19 protein-coding genes are annotated in these 16,342 nt (G+C 40.6%); 16 read left to right on the top strand and 3 right to left on the bottom strand.

Annotated elements, in window-relative coordinates; genetic code table 11:
• The first annotated feature begins 9 nt into the window (after positions 1 to 9).
• The gene (locus JFU50_RS04595) at positions 10 to 1,272 is read left to right on the top strand and encodes a pyridoxal-phosphate-dependent aminotransferase family protein (RefSeq protein WP_201221878.1); all 1,263 of its coding nucleotides are present in this window, start codon (positions 10 to 12) and stop codon (positions 1,270 to 1,272) included.
• Between the two features lie 27 nt (positions 1,273 to 1,299).
• Complete coding sequence (locus JFU50_RS04590; RefSeq protein WP_201221876.1) at positions 1,300 to 1,452, top strand: hypothetical protein; 153 nt, start codon at positions 1,300 to 1,302, stop codon at positions 1,450 to 1,452.
• A 381-nt stretch (positions 1,453 to 1,833) separates the two neighbouring features.
• On the opposite strand, the gene JFU50_RS04585 is transcribed toward JFU50_RS04590, so the two are convergent.
• The 3 genes from JFU50_RS04585 to JFU50_RS04575 are packed head-to-tail and all read right to left on the bottom strand — an operon-like array spanning position 1,834 to position 4,201.
• Positions 1,834 to 2,283: a PaaI family thioesterase gene (locus tag JFU50_RS04585; RefSeq protein WP_201182250.1), complete on the bottom strand. Its 450-nt coding sequence runs from the start codon at positions 2,281 to 2,283 to the stop codon at positions 1,834 to 1,836.
• A gap of 17 nt (positions 2,284 to 2,300) precedes the next feature.
• Complete coding sequence (locus JFU50_RS04580; protein ID WP_201182248.1) at positions 2,301 to 3,851, bottom strand: solute symporter family protein; 1,551 nt, start codon at positions 3,849 to 3,851, stop codon at positions 2,301 to 2,303.
• On the bottom strand, positions 3,848 to 4,201 hold the full coding sequence (locus JFU50_RS04575; RefSeq protein WP_056531113.1) for a DUF485 domain-containing protein: 354 nt from the start codon (positions 4,199 to 4,201) through the stop codon (positions 3,848 to 3,850). Before JFU50_RS04575 ends, JFU50_RS04580 begins: the two co-directional genes overlap by 4 nt.
• 282 nt (positions 4,202 to 4,483) lie before the next feature.
• Here JFU50_RS04575 and paaK point away from each other — a divergent pair, with 282 nt between their 5' ends.
• From paaK to JFU50_RS04505, 14 genes are all read left to right on the top strand, one after another.
• On the top strand, positions 4,484 to 5,812 hold the full coding sequence (paaK, locus tag JFU50_RS04570) for a phenylacetate--CoA ligase PaaK (protein WP_201182246.1): 1,329 nt from the start codon (positions 4,484 to 4,486) through the stop codon (positions 5,810 to 5,812).
• 23 nt (positions 5,813 to 5,835) lie between these two features.
• A complete protein-coding gene (locus tag JFU50_RS04565) occupies positions 5,836 to 6,852 on the top strand; it encodes an NAD(P)/FAD-dependent oxidoreductase (protein WP_201182244.1) in 1,017 nt (338 codons plus the stop codon).
• A 19-nt stretch (positions 6,853 to 6,871) separates the two neighbouring features.
• Positions 6,872 to 7,111 carry a ferredoxin gene (locus tag JFU50_RS04560; RefSeq protein ID WP_053344767.1) on the top strand — a complete coding sequence of 80 codons (240 nt, stop codon included), beginning with the start codon at positions 6,872 to 6,874 and terminating at the stop codon, positions 7,109 to 7,111.
• Positions 7,112 to 7,237: 126 nt separating this feature from the next.
• Positions 7,238 to 8,194: a 1,2-phenylacetyl-CoA epoxidase subunit PaaA gene (gene paaA, locus JFU50_RS04555; protein WP_053344768.1), complete on the top strand. Its 957-nt coding sequence runs from the start codon at positions 7,238 to 7,240 to the stop codon at positions 8,192 to 8,194.
• Positions 8,195 to 8,212: 18 nt separating this feature from the next.
• Positions 8,213 to 8,572 carry a 1,2-phenylacetyl-CoA epoxidase subunit PaaB gene (gene paaB / locus JFU50_RS04550; RefSeq protein WP_201182242.1) on the top strand — a complete coding sequence of 120 codons (360 nt, stop codon included), beginning with the start codon at positions 8,213 to 8,215 and terminating at the stop codon, positions 8,570 to 8,572.
• A complete protein-coding gene (gene paaC / locus JFU50_RS04545) occupies positions 8,562 to 9,365 on the top strand; it encodes a 1,2-phenylacetyl-CoA epoxidase subunit PaaC (protein ID WP_201182240.1) in 804 nt (267 codons plus the stop codon). Before paaB ends, paaC begins: the two co-directional genes overlap by 11 nt.
• Before the next feature lie 26 nt (positions 9,366 to 9,391).
• Complete coding sequence (paaD, locus tag JFU50_RS04540; protein WP_201182238.1) at positions 9,392 to 9,889, top strand: 1,2-phenylacetyl-CoA epoxidase subunit PaaD; 498 nt, start codon at positions 9,392 to 9,394, stop codon at positions 9,887 to 9,889.
• A gap of 16 nt (positions 9,890 to 9,905) precedes the next feature.
• Positions 9,906 to 10,211, top strand: a complete 306-nt coding sequence (locus JFU50_RS04535) for an EthD family reductase (RefSeq protein WP_053344772.1) — start codon at positions 9,906 to 9,908, stop codon at positions 10,209 to 10,211.
• On the top strand, positions 10,208 to 10,984 hold the full coding sequence (locus JFU50_RS04530; RefSeq protein WP_098176530.1) for an enoyl-CoA hydratase/isomerase family protein: 777 nt from the start codon (positions 10,208 to 10,210) through the stop codon (positions 10,982 to 10,984). Before JFU50_RS04535 ends, JFU50_RS04530 begins: the two co-directional genes overlap by 4 nt.
• A gap of 10 nt (positions 10,985 to 10,994) precedes the next feature.
• Positions 10,995 to 11,768: an enoyl-CoA hydratase-related protein gene (locus tag JFU50_RS04525; protein ID WP_056531129.1), complete on the top strand. Its 774-nt coding sequence runs from the start codon at positions 10,995 to 10,997 to the stop codon at positions 11,766 to 11,768.
• A 21-nt stretch (positions 11,769 to 11,789) separates the two neighbouring features.
• Positions 11,790 to 13,310: an aldehyde dehydrogenase family protein gene (locus JFU50_RS04520; protein WP_201182236.1), complete on the top strand. Its 1,521-nt coding sequence runs from the start codon at positions 11,790 to 11,792 to the stop codon at positions 13,308 to 13,310.
• Positions 13,311 to 13,425: 115 nt separating this feature from the next.
• Positions 13,426 to 14,298, top strand: a complete 873-nt coding sequence (locus tag JFU50_RS04515; protein WP_201182234.1) for a 3-hydroxyacyl-CoA dehydrogenase — start codon at positions 13,426 to 13,428, stop codon at positions 14,296 to 14,298.
• Positions 14,295 to 15,503, top strand: coding sequence for an acetyl-CoA C-acyltransferase (locus tag JFU50_RS04510; protein WP_201221874.1), 1,209 nt, complete (start codon positions 14,295 to 14,297; stop codon positions 15,501 to 15,503). Before JFU50_RS04515 ends, JFU50_RS04510 begins: the two co-directional genes overlap by 4 nt.
• A 62-nt stretch (positions 15,504 to 15,565) precedes the next feature.
• A complete protein-coding gene (locus JFU50_RS04505) occupies positions 15,566 to 16,342 on the top strand; it encodes an enoyl-CoA hydratase-related protein (protein WP_201182230.1) in 777 nt (258 codons plus the stop codon).

Genomic DNA, 16,342 nt, shown 5'->3' with positions numbered 1-16,342 from the left:
CTGAGGAAAATGGCATTTTCAGAATTACATACGCCGATGAGGACAATCATGACTCCAGGTCCAGTCGAGGTGGATCCGCGTGTGCTAAGAGCGATGAGCACACCTATATTAGGGCAATTTGACCCCGCATTTACTACAATCATGAATGAAGTGATGGAAATGCTTCGGTTGGTTTTTCAAACGAAAAATAAGTGGGCTTTTCCAATTGATGGTACATCAAGATCCGGCAATGAAGCGATCCTTTGCAGCATCATTGAACCAGGAGATAAAGTTCTGGTTCCTATTTTCGGAAGATTTGGTCATTTGTTTGTTGAAATTTGTGAACGATATGGAGCGGAAGTCCATACGATCGAATGTTCATGGGGAGAAGTGTTTGATCCGCAAGTGGTCATTAAGGAAATCAAGAAAGTGTCCCCAAAAATAACCACGATTGTTCATGGAGAAACTTCTACGGGGTGTATGCAGCCGTTGAAGGAAATCGGGGTGGCCTGCCGTGAATTGGATGTCTTGCTTGTGGTCGATGCGGTTGCTTCCATCGGCGGAACAGACGTAAAGGTAGATGAATGGTGTATTGATGGATTAATAGGCGGGACGCAAAAATGCTTGTCTGTTCCTTCAGGGATGGCGCCGATTACATATAATGAAAGAATTGAAAAAATCATTCAGTCTCGTAAAAAAGTGGAATGTGGGATTGCGACAGAAGAGGACCGCCAAAAGGTCTTGAGCCACCGTCCCATCACCAGCAATTATTTCGATTTAAGTATGCTGCAGGATTATTGGGGCCCGCGCCGCTTGAATCACCATACAGAGGCAACTTCAATGATTTATGCGTTACGTGAAGGGTTGCGCCTTGTACTTGAAGAAGGATTGGAAAAACGCTTCGCTCGTCATAAACTCCATGAATCCGCCCTCGTTGCAGGGGTCAAGGCAATGGGATTAACGTTATTTGGGGATAAGAAAAACAAACTTCCATGTGTAACTTGTATCAGAATTCCAGAAGGTATCGACGGGGAAGCGGTACGAGGTATGCTGTTGAATGAATTCAGTATCGAGATCGCCTCCTCGTTTGGTCCGCTTCACGGAAAGATCTGGAGAATCGGCACCATGGGATTTAGCTGTCGGAAAGAAAATATTCTCTTTGTGCTAGCTTCCTTAGAAGCCGTTCTTTTACGCCAGGGTTTCGAAGTGAATCGAGGAGAAGCTTTACAGGCTGCACTTGATGTATATGTAGGGAAGACAGAGAAAGTGGGTGTAGGTAGGAGTTCTATTTGATTTTTTTATTATGAAGGAGTGATGTTAATGTCAACATACGACCTTATTATCCGCAATGGTTACGTAGTTTTACCTGATGAAGTTAAGAAAGCTGATATTGCGGTACATAATGGGGTGATTGTTAAGGTTGGGAATCAGTTAGATAGTAAAGCTAATGTAGAGTATGAGGCGAAAGGTTAGTACATTTCTCCCTGAATGAGACACACAAAGTTTTGGAAACGAATTTTTTCGCGAAGAATAAGCAAAGTGTATATATGGGGCATGGCTTTCCTTGTCAAATAACCGCCACCTTTAATAAGGGAAAGCGGGTTTATGAGACTGGTGAAATAAGTAAGAAAGAGCGGGGGAAATGGTTAAAAGTGATGGACTCCGGAATTGTAGTTAATAACTAGTCGGAAAACTTTTGAAATCCGTACAACTGTAGCGATAGTCATTTTAAGTATTATTTTTTGAATACAGTTATTCTATTACCCTCCTATATATGTCTTGTTAAAGGCCTATCTATCAAGGAGAAATAGCAAACCGGACAGGTCGACTGACTTGTCCGGTTTTAATAATGCTTTATTCATCTTGTTGAACAAAATAATGATTCTTCCGATATACCATCGCTTCCATGGTTGCGATTAGTTCCTTTTCATTTAGGACTTCGATTTTGTACCATGCGAGTTTGTGATTTTTCTTTATTTCTTTTGCATTTGCAGTTAAAGTCTCACCACGTTTGCCAGCGGATATAAAGTTAACATTGGTTGTGACGCCCACTGCTATTTTGCCGTATGAATTGCTCGCAGCTGCGAATACGTAATCCGCAAGTGAAAAGATAATTGCCCCGTGAACCGTTCCGTGTGAATTGAGCATGCGGTCGTCAGGGATTAATTCAGCTTCCGCTGTGCCAGGCCCAAGTTTTGTCAGTTTCATACCGAGAAAAGATGCAAATGGTTCGTCTTTAAGCACTTGCTTAATTTGATCATAATGTAATTCATGAATATCCTGATCATCTAATTGAATTGTCATGGAAATCCTCCTTTCTTCTAATGGTCTTTCGCTGAGCTTATCCCAAATCCGGTGTTAGATTTGAAAAGTACTTCCGGAAATTTATTTTCCTCTTCTTTTGCTTTAGACAACACTGTCCCTAAATATGCACCAATAAAACCAAGTGGCACGGTGAAAATGGTCGGGTTGCTCATTGTGAAGAGAGGATTCCCTGTGAAAATACCAATTCCAGGTTCCGGATTCCATACATTCGGGCTGAGCATAACTAATATAAGAGAACTGAGTAACCCGAATAACATGCCGGTGATCGCTCCAGTTGCATTAAATCGTTTCCAATAAATTGTACAAAGGATAATCGGCAAGTTGGCACTTGCAGCGATTCCTAATGCAAGTACAGAAAGGAAAGCGACGTTCAACGATTGTGCAAACAAGGCAAGCACGATTGATATAACAGCTACACTAACTGATGCAACACGGGCTACAAGAATTTGCTGCTTTTCAGTTATTTTTCCGTCTTTAATAATTTCACCATAAATGTCATGTGCGAAAGCGGACGCAGACGTTAAAACAAGACCGGATACAACCGCTAAAATAGTGGCAAATGCGACGGCTGAAACGAAAGCGAACAAAAATTCACCGCCCACGGTTAATGCGAGGAGTGGCGCTGCCATGTTTCCAGCAGAGTTTGCTTCAACGATGCGGTCAAATCCTACGAAAGAAGCAGCTCCGAATCCTAGGAAAATAGTCATGATAAAAAATAAGCCTATAAACCATGTGGAATATACTACCGATTTTCTTGCAGTAGCCGCGTCCTTTACTGTAAAGAAGCGGACGAGCAGATGGGGAAGGCCAGCTGCGCCCAGGACAAGTGACATATTAAATGAAATCATGTCAAGTCCATCAGTGTATTTATTGCCTGGATTTAAAAAATTGTTTCCAAGAGGTGTTGCTGTTTGAACATGGTGGAACATTTCAGAGATGTTAAAATTAAAGCGGGAAAAAACAATAAAGGTCAACACAGCGGAACCGCACAGTAAAAGAACCGCTTTGGTGATTTGCACCCAGCTTGTCGCTCTCATCCCGCCGAAAATTACGTAAATTGTCATCAATACACCGACGAGAAGAACGGATAGCCCGTAATCGATGCCGAGCAACAGTTTAATTAATCCACCAGCACCAACTAGTTGTGCAATCATGTAAAAGATTGAAATGACAAGTGTGTTCGCGGCAGCTATCCCACGTACTTTTTTTGATTTGAAACGCGCTGAAATCATGTCTGCCAGCGTATATTTTCCCAAGTTACGCAGTGGTTCTGAAACAAGATACAATAAGACGAGAAATGCAACAAGGTTCCCGATGCTCATATAAAAGCCATCGAAACCGATTAGTGCGATAGCTCCTGTAATTCCTAGGAAAGAAGCAGCTGACATAAAGTCACCGGCCACGGCTAATCCATTTTGCCAGGCAGTCAATCCGCCACCTGCTGTATAAAAATCACTTGCGTTTTTCGTCTTTTTAGAAGAATAATATGTTATTGTAAGCGTTAACAAAATGATGCCTAAAAAAAGCGTAAGAGATAAAGTGCTCATTCGCCAAGCTCCTCCCGATATTTAGTTAAAATATTCTTTGCCATCTTGTCGTACTTCGCTGATTTCTTAATATAGACAATTCCTCCGATCCATACGACAGCAAATTGGAGAAGTGCGTACACCCATGCCCATGTAATATTGAGAAAAGCTTCGCCCTTTAATACATCTGTATAGGCAGCTAAAACAGGCAGGACAAAATAAAATGTAAGAAAGAATAGAGTGACTGGTACAATGAATGCTTTTTTCTTTTGAAGTAAATCTTTGAAATCTTCTGTTTCAATTAATTTACGATACTGAATCTCTCTGTCATTGCCTTTGATTAAATGATCTGTTTTTACTGGCGATTCCATAATAATATCCCCCTTGAAATTATAATACGATTTTTAAACGAGTTTATCTAAATTTGATATATATCAATGTAAAAGTATCATAGTCAGAAAGTTATGTAAATTTAAAATTAAATTTTTTGTTAATTTTGCTAATTTTGTTAATTTCAAAGAAAACATTATTGACAACGTATAAATGGCGTATTAATCTTAAAAATGAAACATAACAATAATTAATATTCCGTTTTTATATCGTTATGAAAAAGGGGTCGGATGAAGAACGAGCAAATAAGGGGGACTGAAACAATGTACAATCCAGAAGTTGAAACAGCTACGCGTGCTGAAATGGAAAGATTACAAGTGACACGCCTTAAAAAAACGATAAGCCATGTATATGAAAATGTACCTTATTACAGAGAGAAATTTGAAGAACTGGGTCTTAACCCAGAAGATATTCAACAGTTAAGCGATATTACAAAGCTTCCATTTACAAAAAAACAGGTTCTGCGCGATCAATATCCTTTCGGTTTATTCGCGGTTCCTATGGAAGATGTAACACGTATACATGGATCATCCGGAACAAGCGGGAAGCCGACAATTGTCGGATATACGAAAAATGATTTGGAGAACTGGGCAACTATCGTCGCGCGAGGAATTGTCGCTGCGGGAGGGCGGAAATCGGATATTTTTCATAATGCATACGGATATGGTCTGTTTACAGGCGGACTGGGTCTTCACTATGGTGCAGAGCAGTTAGGCGTTGCAACGGTTCCTATTTCAGGTGGAAACACAGATCGTCAAATTACCATTATTAATGATTTTAAACCGCGAGGCATTTGTGGTACTCCCTCTTATATTTTGAATATTGCTGAAAAGATGGAAGAGATGGGGATCGACCCAGCTGATAATGGGCTTGAGTATGGAATTTTCGGAGCTGAGCCATGGTCAGAGGAAATGAGAGCTACTCTTGAAAAGAAACTGAACTTGAAAGCGGTCGATATTTACGGTCTAAGTGAGATCATGGGACCGGGTGTTGCTATTGAATGTCATGAAGCACAGGATGGACTTCATATCGCAGAAGATCATTTCCTTGTTGAAGTAATCAACCCGGATACGCTTGAACCCGTAGAGGACGGAGAAGATGGAGAACTTGTTTTTACTAGTTTAACAAAGGAAGCGCTACCAATTATTCGATATCGTACAGGTGATATTGCTTCCATTACTCATGAGCAGTGTAGATGCGGACGTACGACAACAAGAATGTCCCGTGTTAAAGGCAGGACGGACGATATGATCATAGTAAGAGGCGTGAATGTATTCCCATCTGAAATTGAGCGTGTGCTGTTCCAAATGGAGGGGATTGTTCCTCATTATCAGATTCATCTTATTAAGAAAGGTAACATGGATAGTGTTGAACTGCATATTGAAATTGAAAGCGGTTTCTATAAAGGTATAGATGGAGACTTAACACATGAAAATGTACAAAAATTAAAGAAGGCGATTCAGCACCATATGAAATCCACATGTCTTGTAACAATGGATATTGTTGTTAACATCCCAAAAAGCATTCCGCGTTCAGAGGGAAAAGCCATTCGTGTTGTTGACAAGCGGAAAGATGCTGTGATTAATGCATAACTTGATGGAAAGGAAGAAATCAGATGAACCAGCAAAGTAATGTAGTCGATGTCACGATTATTGGCGGCGGACCAGTTGGGCTTTTTACAGCATTTTATGGTGGCATGAGACAAATGTCTGTCAAGATCATAGAAAGTTTGCCACAGCTAGGAGGTCAGTTATCTGCATTATATCCAGAAAAGTATATTTATGATGTTGCAGGATTTCCAAAAGTGCGGGCACAGGAATTAGTTAATAATTTAAAAGAACAAATGAAAGCGTTTAAACAAGAGGTCTGCTTAGAGCAAGCGGTTGAAACAATTGAAAAGCAGGAAGATGGTATTTTTAAGTTAACAACAAATAAAGAAGTTCATTTTTCAAGAACAATCATTATTACAGCGGGTAATGGTGCATTTCAACCGAGGAAACTAAAAATTAGTACAGAAGAAAAATTTGAGGGGAAAAACCTTCACTATTTTGTGGATAACCTAAATTCGTTTACGGAAAAGGATGTTGTTGTGTTTGGTGGTGGTGATTCAGCAGTTGATTGGGCCTTAATGCTGGAGCCTATCGCTAATAACGTAACCATTGCGCACCGACGTGAAAAATTCCGTGCACATGAGCATAGCGTTGAAAATTTAACGAACTCTACCGTTAATGTTATGACTCCTTATGTCCCTGTTGAATTGCGTGGTTCTGAAGAGATTGAATATGTGGTACTTGAGAATGTGAATAACGGTCAAGAATCTATACAAAAGGTAGATGCAGTCGTGGTTAACTATGGATTTATCTCATCCCTTGGACCGATAAAAGACTGGGGGCTTGAAATTGAAAAAAATTCGATTGTCGTTAATTCAAGAATGGAAACGAATATCCCGGGCATTTATGCCGCGGGTGATATTTGTACATACGATGGAAAAGTAAAGCTAATAGCTAGTGGTTTTGGTGAAGCTCCTACTGCAATCAGCAATGCGAAAGTATACATTGATCCATCTTCAAAAGTTCAGCCACTTCATAGTACAAGTTTAATGGAAGAGAAGAAAGAACCAATTACGAAATAAGAATAAGGGGGAAGGCATCATGGCTAAATATACAATTGTGGATCAAGATACATGCATTGCATGCGGTGCATGTGGTGCAGCAGCACCAGAAATTTTTGATTACAATGATGAAGGAATTGCATTTGTTCTTCTGGATGAAAATGAAGGAACTGCAGAAGTTGCGGAAGATTTATATGATGATCTGGATGATGCAATGGAAGGCTGCCCAACAGATTCTATCAAAGTGGAGTCGTCGCCATGTAAGGTTTTGGTTGAATAAAAGAATGGTTCAATCCCACCAATTTCCTATTATTTAGAAAAAATGACGCATTAGTCTTGCTTTTAATATAACAATAAAATATAATAACGTTATATTAACGTTATATATTGGATAAGAGGTGTTTAGATGAACGTTCTTTTAAATGATATGGCAGAACATGAAAAGTTAGATCAATTTATTGCCAGAATCAAAGCAGGAGAAAAGATAGAAGCGGATGATTGGATGCCGGAAGATTACAGGGGCACACTCATTAAATTAATTTCAATGCATGGAATCAGTGAAATCATGGGGGCACTTCCAGAAAAAGAATGGGTACCTAAAGCCCCTACCTTGAATAGAAAACTTGGAATCATGGCAAAAGTGCAGGATGAAATGGGACATGGACAATTATTGCTTCGCGTAGCCGAGGATTTGTTAAAGCCGTACAACAAAAAAAGGGATGACTTGATGCAAGATTTGTTTACAGGAGATTTAAAGTTTCATAATGTCTTCCATATGGAATCTAAATCTTGGGGAGATGCAGGGTTGATCGGCTGGTTGGTGGATGGAGCAGCTATTATTTCCCAAACGAACATGCTTGGTGCTTCATACGGTCCTTATGCTCGTGCTTTGCACAGGATTTGCGCGGAAGAAGTTTTTCATGCCCAGCATGGTGAAGCAATAATCATGGCTTTAGCAGAAGGCACGGAAGAACAAAGAAAAATGGTTCAAGACTCCATCGATTATTGGTGGGAATCGCTGTTACTTTTCTTTGGACCTCCTAGTAAGAATGAAGTTGGCTCTTCCAAACAAGATGTAACGATTAAGTACAGAATCAGAACAAGCACGAATGAAGAGCTTCGCCAAGCCTTTTTTTCTAAATATGTGAAGCGGATCCTTTCACTTGGCTATACCATTCCTGATGAAACACTTCGATTTGATAAAGATACTGAAACGTGGATTTATCAACAACCCGATTGGGGGAAATTGAAGATAATAGCAAGGAATGAAGGTCCCCGTTCACAGCAGCGCTTAAATCTTAGAAGGATTTCTTATGAAAATAATAAATGGGTGCGCGAAGCGTTAGCCCCAAAGGTCATCTAAGGGAGGGGGAAGAACGATATGGAAACTAGACAAAAAACGTACTTTGAAGAATTTGAAGTATTTAGCCGTAAAACTCAGACTTCACCAGTCCAATATCATTTTAGCCTGCTGGCCCCTAATGAGGATATCGCGATCATGATGGCACAAGAAAATTTCATGAGACGTGAAGCGGTTGATGATATCTGGGTTGTAAAAAGACAGAATATACGGAAAATGACGGTTGAAGAAAAGAAAACACTTCAACGTATAGATAATAAAGATTACAGGACAACAAAAGGTTATGGGTACCTAAAGAAAAAATGGCGGAAGTACGAGCAGGAAATGCTCGATGAAAAAGAGATAATGTCTTGGGCAGGAGGCGTGAAAAATGGAGAATAATTCATCATTGGAAAACACCGCAATTAAGGAATTGTTGCTTCAATTGGCGGACGATGACTTTATCCATTCATATCGTGGATCAGAGTGGCTAGGACTCGCTCCACATATCGAGGAAGATGTAGCATCTTCCTCGATAGCCCAAGATACGATGGGTCATGCAGCTATATTCTACAAATTATTGGAAGAACTTGGTGAAGGGGATGCAGATCAGCTAGCCCACGATCGTCCCGCGAAAGAACGTCGTAATGCGATAATTTTGGAAGTGGTCAATGGTCCTGGAAACTATATGGAAGACCCGGATTATGATTGGGCTTTTGCGGTAGTACGAAATTATTTATATACCCAAGCTAAAGCGATTAAGATTCAATCCCTTCATTCAAGTTCATATGAGCCGCTGGCTGAAGTAGCCCAAAAGGTACAGATGGAACTTTATTATCATTTGATGCACTGGAAAACATGGTTCATCCAATTGCTGGGTTCAGGTCACGAAGAAGCAGTTTCACGAATGAAAGCAGCTATTGAGAAAACGTTACAGGATTTTCAAGGAGTATTTTCACTTGGTCATTATCGAGTTGAAATGGTGAAGCAGGGTTTGATAGAAGATGAAGCGGTTTTATTGAATAAGTGGATTCAGGAAGTCACACCTGTTTTTGAAAGTGTAGGGGTGGTGTGCTCTATTGAAGTCGGAATGGTCAAAGGCGATGGACGCACTGGTCAGCATACAGAAGATTTAGAAAAAGCGCTAGAAACGTTAAGCGAAGTATACGCAAGCGATAAAACAGCATCTTGGTGAAATATTAGAAAAAGGGGAGGGGTACTATGTCGACCGTATTGTTAAACACAGAAGAAATATATAAACTCCTGGAAGACGTTAAAGATCCCGAAATCGATACAGTCAGTATTCTGGATTTAGGGATGGTTGAGAATGTGACGGTTTCGGGACCGGACGTTTCAGTGAAAATGCTTCCAACTTTTCTAGGATGTCCCGCACTGTCCATCATTCAGAAAAATGTGGAGACAGCCATTAAACAGCTGACTGCCGTTGGAAATGTAAGTGTGGAATTTCTACGTTCCCCTTCCTGGACATCTGACCGGATTACGGAAAAGGGGAAAGCGGGATTAAAGGTTTTTGGGATCTCCCCTCCTCCTCGACAAATGAAAAAAGATGGATCATGGCATGTAGATTGCCCGTATTGTGAATCTACCTATGTCACGATGGAAAACATATTCGGCCCAACAGCTTGCCGTAGCATTTTATATTGCAAAGCATGTAAAAATCCGTTCGAAGCGATGAAACCTATGATAAAAACTATCTAAATATGGAGGTATTCAAATGGTAAAGTTAATAGCCCTATACAAACAGCCTGAAAATAAGGAAGCGTTTGATGAGCACTATTTCAATGTACACGGTCCAATCACGGAAAAAATCCCTGGTCTTCAAAAAATGGAAGTCACTAAAATAGTCGGAACTCCAATGGGCAAAGACTCTGAATATCACATTCTATGTGAAATGTATTATGAAGACCATGAAGCACTTCAACAAGGAATGCGTTCTCCTGAAGGAAAAGCATCAGGAAAAGACTTAATGGGCTTTGCAGGGAAACTTGTAACGATGATGATTGGTGAAGAAGTAAAATGAATGCGCTTCAATTTATTGAAACGTCAATTGAGGACGGAATTGGCTATATCTTTTTAAATCGCCCGAAGCAATTGAATGCATTGAATCGACAAATGGTCAGCGAAATTGTTTCTTCTATGGAAGCATTTGACCGCGATTCCCAAGTGAAGGTGATTTTGCTGACGGGCAATGGAAAAGCATTCTCTGCTGGAGCAGACATTGATGAGATGGTGAATGACAATCCAATCAGTATGGAGTTAACTAATCAATTTGCTGATTGGGACCGAATGGGTCTAGTTAAAAAGCCCGTGATTGGTGCGGTAAAAAGTTTTGTATTCGGCGGCGGTTTTGAACTTGCTTTATCCTGTGACTTTTTGATCGCCGCTAGTGACACACAGTTTTCCTTTCCTGAAGTTACTCTTGGAGTCATGCCTGGTGCAGGCGGAACACAAAGACTAACGAAATTGGTAGGCAAAACGAAGGCACTTGAATGGATATTGACTGCCGAAAGGATCAATGCAAAAACAGCATTACAATACGGCTTTATTAATAAAATTGTTGCACCAGAATTGTTGATGGAGGAAACGGTTGATTTTGCTAGAAAGATAGCCAAACAACCCCCGCTAGCAGTTAGGATGATTAAAGAATCCGTAAATAAAGCCGTTGATTATTCCTTATATGAGGGAATGCAATATGAACGGAAGAACTTCTATATTCTTTTTGCATCAGAGGACCAAAAAGAAGGAATGAAAGCATTTGTTGAAAAAAGAAAGCCTAATTTTACAGGCGAATAAGGAGTGCTCTATGTACGAAACAATCACATATAGGGTTGAAAACGGAGTGGCATGGCTTACTTTAAACCGTCCTGATAAACTAAATGCCTTTACGTCCCAAATGAATAGGGAGATACAAAAAGCGATCAAAACATCGGCGAGCTCTGATGAAGTACGTGCCATTATCATTACTGGTGAAGGCAGAGCCTTTTGTTCAGGACAAGATTTATCTGAAGTGGATGAAGGTGTAAATTTAGGGCAAATGCTCCGGGAAGATTACAGCCCGATGATGCAGCAACTAGCAAGCTGTGAAAAACCAATTATTGCAGCCGTAAATGGAGTGGCTGCAGGGGCTGGCTTCAGTCTGGCACTGGCATGTGATTTCCGTCTTGTTTCCGAGAAAGCCAGTTTTTTAAATGCTTTTGTCAACATTGGTTTGATTCCTGATTCAGGAAATCTATATTACCTTTCGCGAATTGTTGGTCATGCAAAAGCATTGGAATTATCCGTATTTGGAGAAAAGGTACCTGCAGCTGAGGCGAAAAACATGGGTCTAGCTACAAAAGTAATCAGTGTGGAAGAATGGAACGAGCAAGTGAAAGCCTTTGCAGAAAACATCGCAAGCAAACCTACGAAAGCAATTGGATTAATCAAAAGATACTTAGAGGCATCTTATCACCTTTCATTAGAAGAGTATTTAAAAGAAGAAGCAGAAGGTCAGCGAATTGCTGGCTTAACGATAGATTATTCTGAAGGTGTAACAGCCTTTGCAGAGAAAAGAAAAGCTCAATTTATTGGGAAATAATAAAAAGGGGAGTGGGATTACATGGTTAAAGTTCAAGAAACAGTATTTGAAAAAGCAGAAACGAAGCGTGATTATTACCACCTAATTATTAACGGCGAAAGAGTGGAAAGTTCTAACGGAGCTACTATTGATGCCATTAATCCTGCGACTGGTGAAATCATTGCCAAGGTTGCAAAGGCTACTAAGGAAGATGCAGAAAAGGCAGTACAAGCTGCACGTGAAGCATTTGATAATGGCAAATGGAAAAAAACACCGATCAATAAGCGGTCTCGTGTATTAAACAAAATTGCGGCTATTATGCGTTCACGCTTCAATGAATTAGTAGAATTAGAGGTTTTGAACAGTGGAAAATCCATTTCTGCAGCGCAAGGTCAAGTTATGCAGGCGATAGAAGACTTCGAGTTTTATGCGGGAGCGTTAGTTGGACATCGTGGATCAGTCAATAATGTTCCAGGACAATTCCATAACTATACGGAAAAAGAACCTGTGGGAGTATGTGCGCAAATCATTCCTTGGAACTATCCAATGATGATGGCAGCTTGGAAAATTGCACCGGCCATTGCAGTGGGCTGTTCTGTCATTGTTAAGCCAGCATCTTTAACTCCACTTACTGCCATTGTATTAGGTGAAATTTGTATGGAAGCAGGCGTTCCTTCTGGGGTAGTCAATATCATTCCTGGTCCTGGATCTGATGTAGGGAATTATCTTGTTGAACATCCGAAAGTGAATAAAGTAGCTTTCACAGGATCTACGCCAATCGGAAGAGACCTTATGGGCAAAGCCTCGCAGACATTAAAAAGGGTAACATTGGAGCTTGGCGGAAAATCTCCTAATATTGTCTTTGAAGACGCGGACATTGAAGCAGCTATTGATGGATCCCTATATGGTATTTTCTACAATACAGGTCAATCTTGTGAGGCGAGATCACGTTTATACGTACATGAAGATATTTACGATGAGTTTGTCACTAGATTCGTAGAAAAAACGAAAAAACTGAAATTAGGCAATCCATTAGATAAAGAAACGCATGTAGGTGCAGTCATTGATCAGGGACAATTGGATGTTATCGAAAAATATGTTCAATCTGCTATTGCTGATGGAGCAGAAATCCTAGCGGGTGGAAAACAAGCTGTTATTGAAGGCTTTGAAAGTGGTTATTGGTATGAGCCGACAGTCATTGCGAATGTTAATCATGACATGGATGTCGTTAAAGAAGAAATATTTGGTCCAGTTGTCGTTATCATGAAGTTCAAAGATGAAAAAGAAGCCATTAGACTAGCGAATGATACGGAATTTGGTTTGGGCTCTGCCCTTTGGACAAAGGATGGCGGCCGCGCAACTCGTGTGGCAAATCAAATCGAAGCAGGGATTGTCATGGTCAACTGTCCATTCTCAGCTTTTCCAGGAACACCTTTCGGCGGCTATAAACAATCAGGATTCGGCCGAGAACTTTGTATTGAGACATTGGATCTTTATACAGAAACAAAAAGTATCATTTCCTATCATGGAAGCCGTCCATTAAATCCTTTTGGTATTAAATAAAAACATTGAATAGGAAGCTGGCTGAATAATCTGTCAGAAAAGTAATTCAGGTATAGTTGAATGCTGATCTGATTCATTGCAGCCAGCTTTATCTATTTTAAAGGAGAATGATCGAATGATTAGAAATATAGTGGTTGTAGGTTCTGGAGTTATGGGCAGAGGTATAGCCTATGTAGGGGCAACGGGAGGCTTTGACGTAATATTGGTAGATGTGAATCCAAATGCATTGGAAAGTGCAAAGAAAGAGATTGAAACGATTTTCGAAAAAGGTGTGCGCTACAAGAAAATTACCCAAGAAGAAGCGGCTGCAGCAAAAAACAGATTTTTATATTCTTCCAATTTAGAAGAAGCGGCTGCAAAAGCTGATCTAATTATAGAGGCAGTTCCAGAACAGACAGAAATTAAGAAATCCGTTTTTGAAACAATCGAAGAACATGCACAAGAAAACTGCTATTTTGCTACTAATACTTCCACTATGAGCCCGACTGAAATTGGTTCTTATGGAAAGCGTCCTGAAAAAACGATAGCGATGCATTTTTTCAATCCTGTACAAAAAATGCCATTAGTAGAAATTGTTCGTGGACTTGAAACCAGTGATGAAACGGCAGCGGTAATAAAAGAGGTTGCTGAGAAAATGGGGAAAGAGACAGTAGTCATTAACGAATTCCCTGGTTTTGTAACAAGCAGAATTAGCTGCCTGGTTGGAAATGAAGCGTTCTATATGCTTCAAGAAGGATTAGGTACACCTGAAGAAATCGATAAGGCAATAAAACTTGGACTGAATTATCCAATGGGACCATTTGAACTTGGGGATTTAGTGGGACTGGATGCCCGTTTAAATAATTTAAGATATTTACATAGTAAACTTGGTGAGAAATATCGTCCGGCACCGCTCCTTGAACAGTATGTAAAAGCAGGCCGGCTCGGTCGCAAGTCTGGTAAAGGTGTATACGACTATACTAAAAATGAAGAGGCGGTGGAAAAATGAGAGAAGTTGTGATTATAGATGCTGTTAGAACGCCTATTGGTAGATATAAAGGGGCCTTAAAAAGCGTACGTCCGGATGATCTTGGTGCAATTGTAATAAAGGCGCTAACAGAGCGGAATCCTGGTCTGCCGCCGGAACAAATTGAAGATGTCATTTTCGGAAATGCAAATCAGGCAGGAGAGGACAACCGTGATGTGGCGAGAATGTCTGCACTTTTAGCAGGTCTTCCAGTGAACGTAGCAGGAACAACCATTAATCGTTTGTGTGGCTCCGGACTTGATGCTGTTATGTATGCTGCACGCTCGATAGCAGTCGGGGAAGGGGATATTTACGTCGCAGGTGGGACTGAGAGCATGACTAGGGCGCCGTATGTCATGGCCAAACCTGAGAGTGATTTCCCGCGTGGGTCGATGGAGCTTCAAGATACAACGATCGGCTGGCGTTTTACGAATAAAAAGCTTGAGGAAATGTATGGTGCAGATTCCATGCCGCAAACAGCAGAAAATGTAGCCCAACGCTTTAAGGTTTCAAGGAAGGAACAAGATCAATTCGCGTTTCAAAGTCAGCAAAGAGCGAAAAAGGCAGTGGAAAATGAGCGTTTTGTTAATGAAATTGTACCTGTTCGATATACGGATCGGAAAGGGAATGAGGTCATCATCGATAAAGATGAACATCCGCGTCCAGACACGACAATTGAAAAGCTAGAAAAACTCAATCCAATTTTTAAAGATGGTACTGTAACGGCTGGTAATGCTTCAGGTGTAAATGATGGAGCTTCAGCATTACTATTAATGAGTGCAGAAAAAGCTAGGGAACTTGGGTTAAAACCTCTGGCGAAATATGTTGTAGGTGCAGTAGCGGGCTTAGAGCCGTCGGTTATGGGCCTTGGTCCTATTTATGCAACAAAAAAAGCGTTGGATAGAGCAAATTTATCTATTGAAGACATCGGGCTAGTTGAATTAAACGAAGCCTTCGCTTCTCAATCTGTTGAATGTATTCGCCAATTAAAATTGGATCAGGAAAAAGTGAATGTAAACGGAGGAGCGATAGCGTTTGGTCATCCACTTGGAGCGAGCGGCGCACGTATATTAACAACACTGGTACACGAGATGAAAAAGCGAAAGGTCCGATTCGGGCTTGCTACGATGTGTGTCGGTGTAGGCCAGGGGATATCCGCTATTATAGAAAATATTGAGAATGATTAATAGAAAGCCCTTATTAGCTAGTCTACATAAGGGATAATTTTAAAATAAAGGGGAGAGAACGTATGTCTAATGTTATTTATAAAGTGGAAAATCATATCGGCTATATTACAGTGAATCGTCCAGACGTATTGAATTGTTTTGACTATGTGACCCTTATTGAGTTGCAGGAAGTCATAAATAAGGTATATGCAGACGGGGATATCCGCGTCGTTATTTTCACAGGTGCAGGAGAAAAAGCATTCAGTGCAGGAGCGGATCTAAAAGAAAGAAAGACTTTAAATGAAGCAGAAGTACGAAGAAACGTTAAAGCAATTCGCGATGTATTTAATAGTATCGCAGGTCTTCCTCAGCCAACTATAGCTGCCGTAAATGGATATGCATTGGGGGGAGGGTTTGAATGGTTGCTGTCGTGTGACTTTGCCATTGCATCCGAAGGTGTATCGTTGGGACTTACTGAAACAAGTTGGGCAATTATCCCTGGAGCAGGTGGTACACAGCGTTTGCCGAGATTAATTGGTGAAATGAAAGCGAAGGAATTAATTTTCACTGCTAAAAAATTGACAGCAGAAGAGGCTTATGAATTAGGGATTCTTTTGAAAGTGGTGCCGCGTAACCTCCTGATATCTGTTTGTGAAGAATTTGCAGCAGATATTATGAAGAACGGGCCGGTCGCAGTCAAACAAGCAAAGTATGCTATCACTCAAGGGATGAATACAGACTTACAAACAGGGATGGCCATCGAGGGAAAAGCATATGAATTAACGATTCCAACTGAAGACAGATTGGAAGCTCTCCAAGCATTTAGCGAACGGAGAAAAACACAATTTACAGGTAAATGA

Origin of the sequence: Peribacillus sp. TH14 (genome assembly GCF_016651145.1) — a bacterium.
Lineage (GTDB): Bacteria > Bacillota > Bacilli > Bacillales > DSM-1321 > Peribacillus > Peribacillus butanolivorans.
Note: the sequence above shows the minus strand (reverse complement) of the source record. Positions and strands in the feature narration are given on the sequence as shown.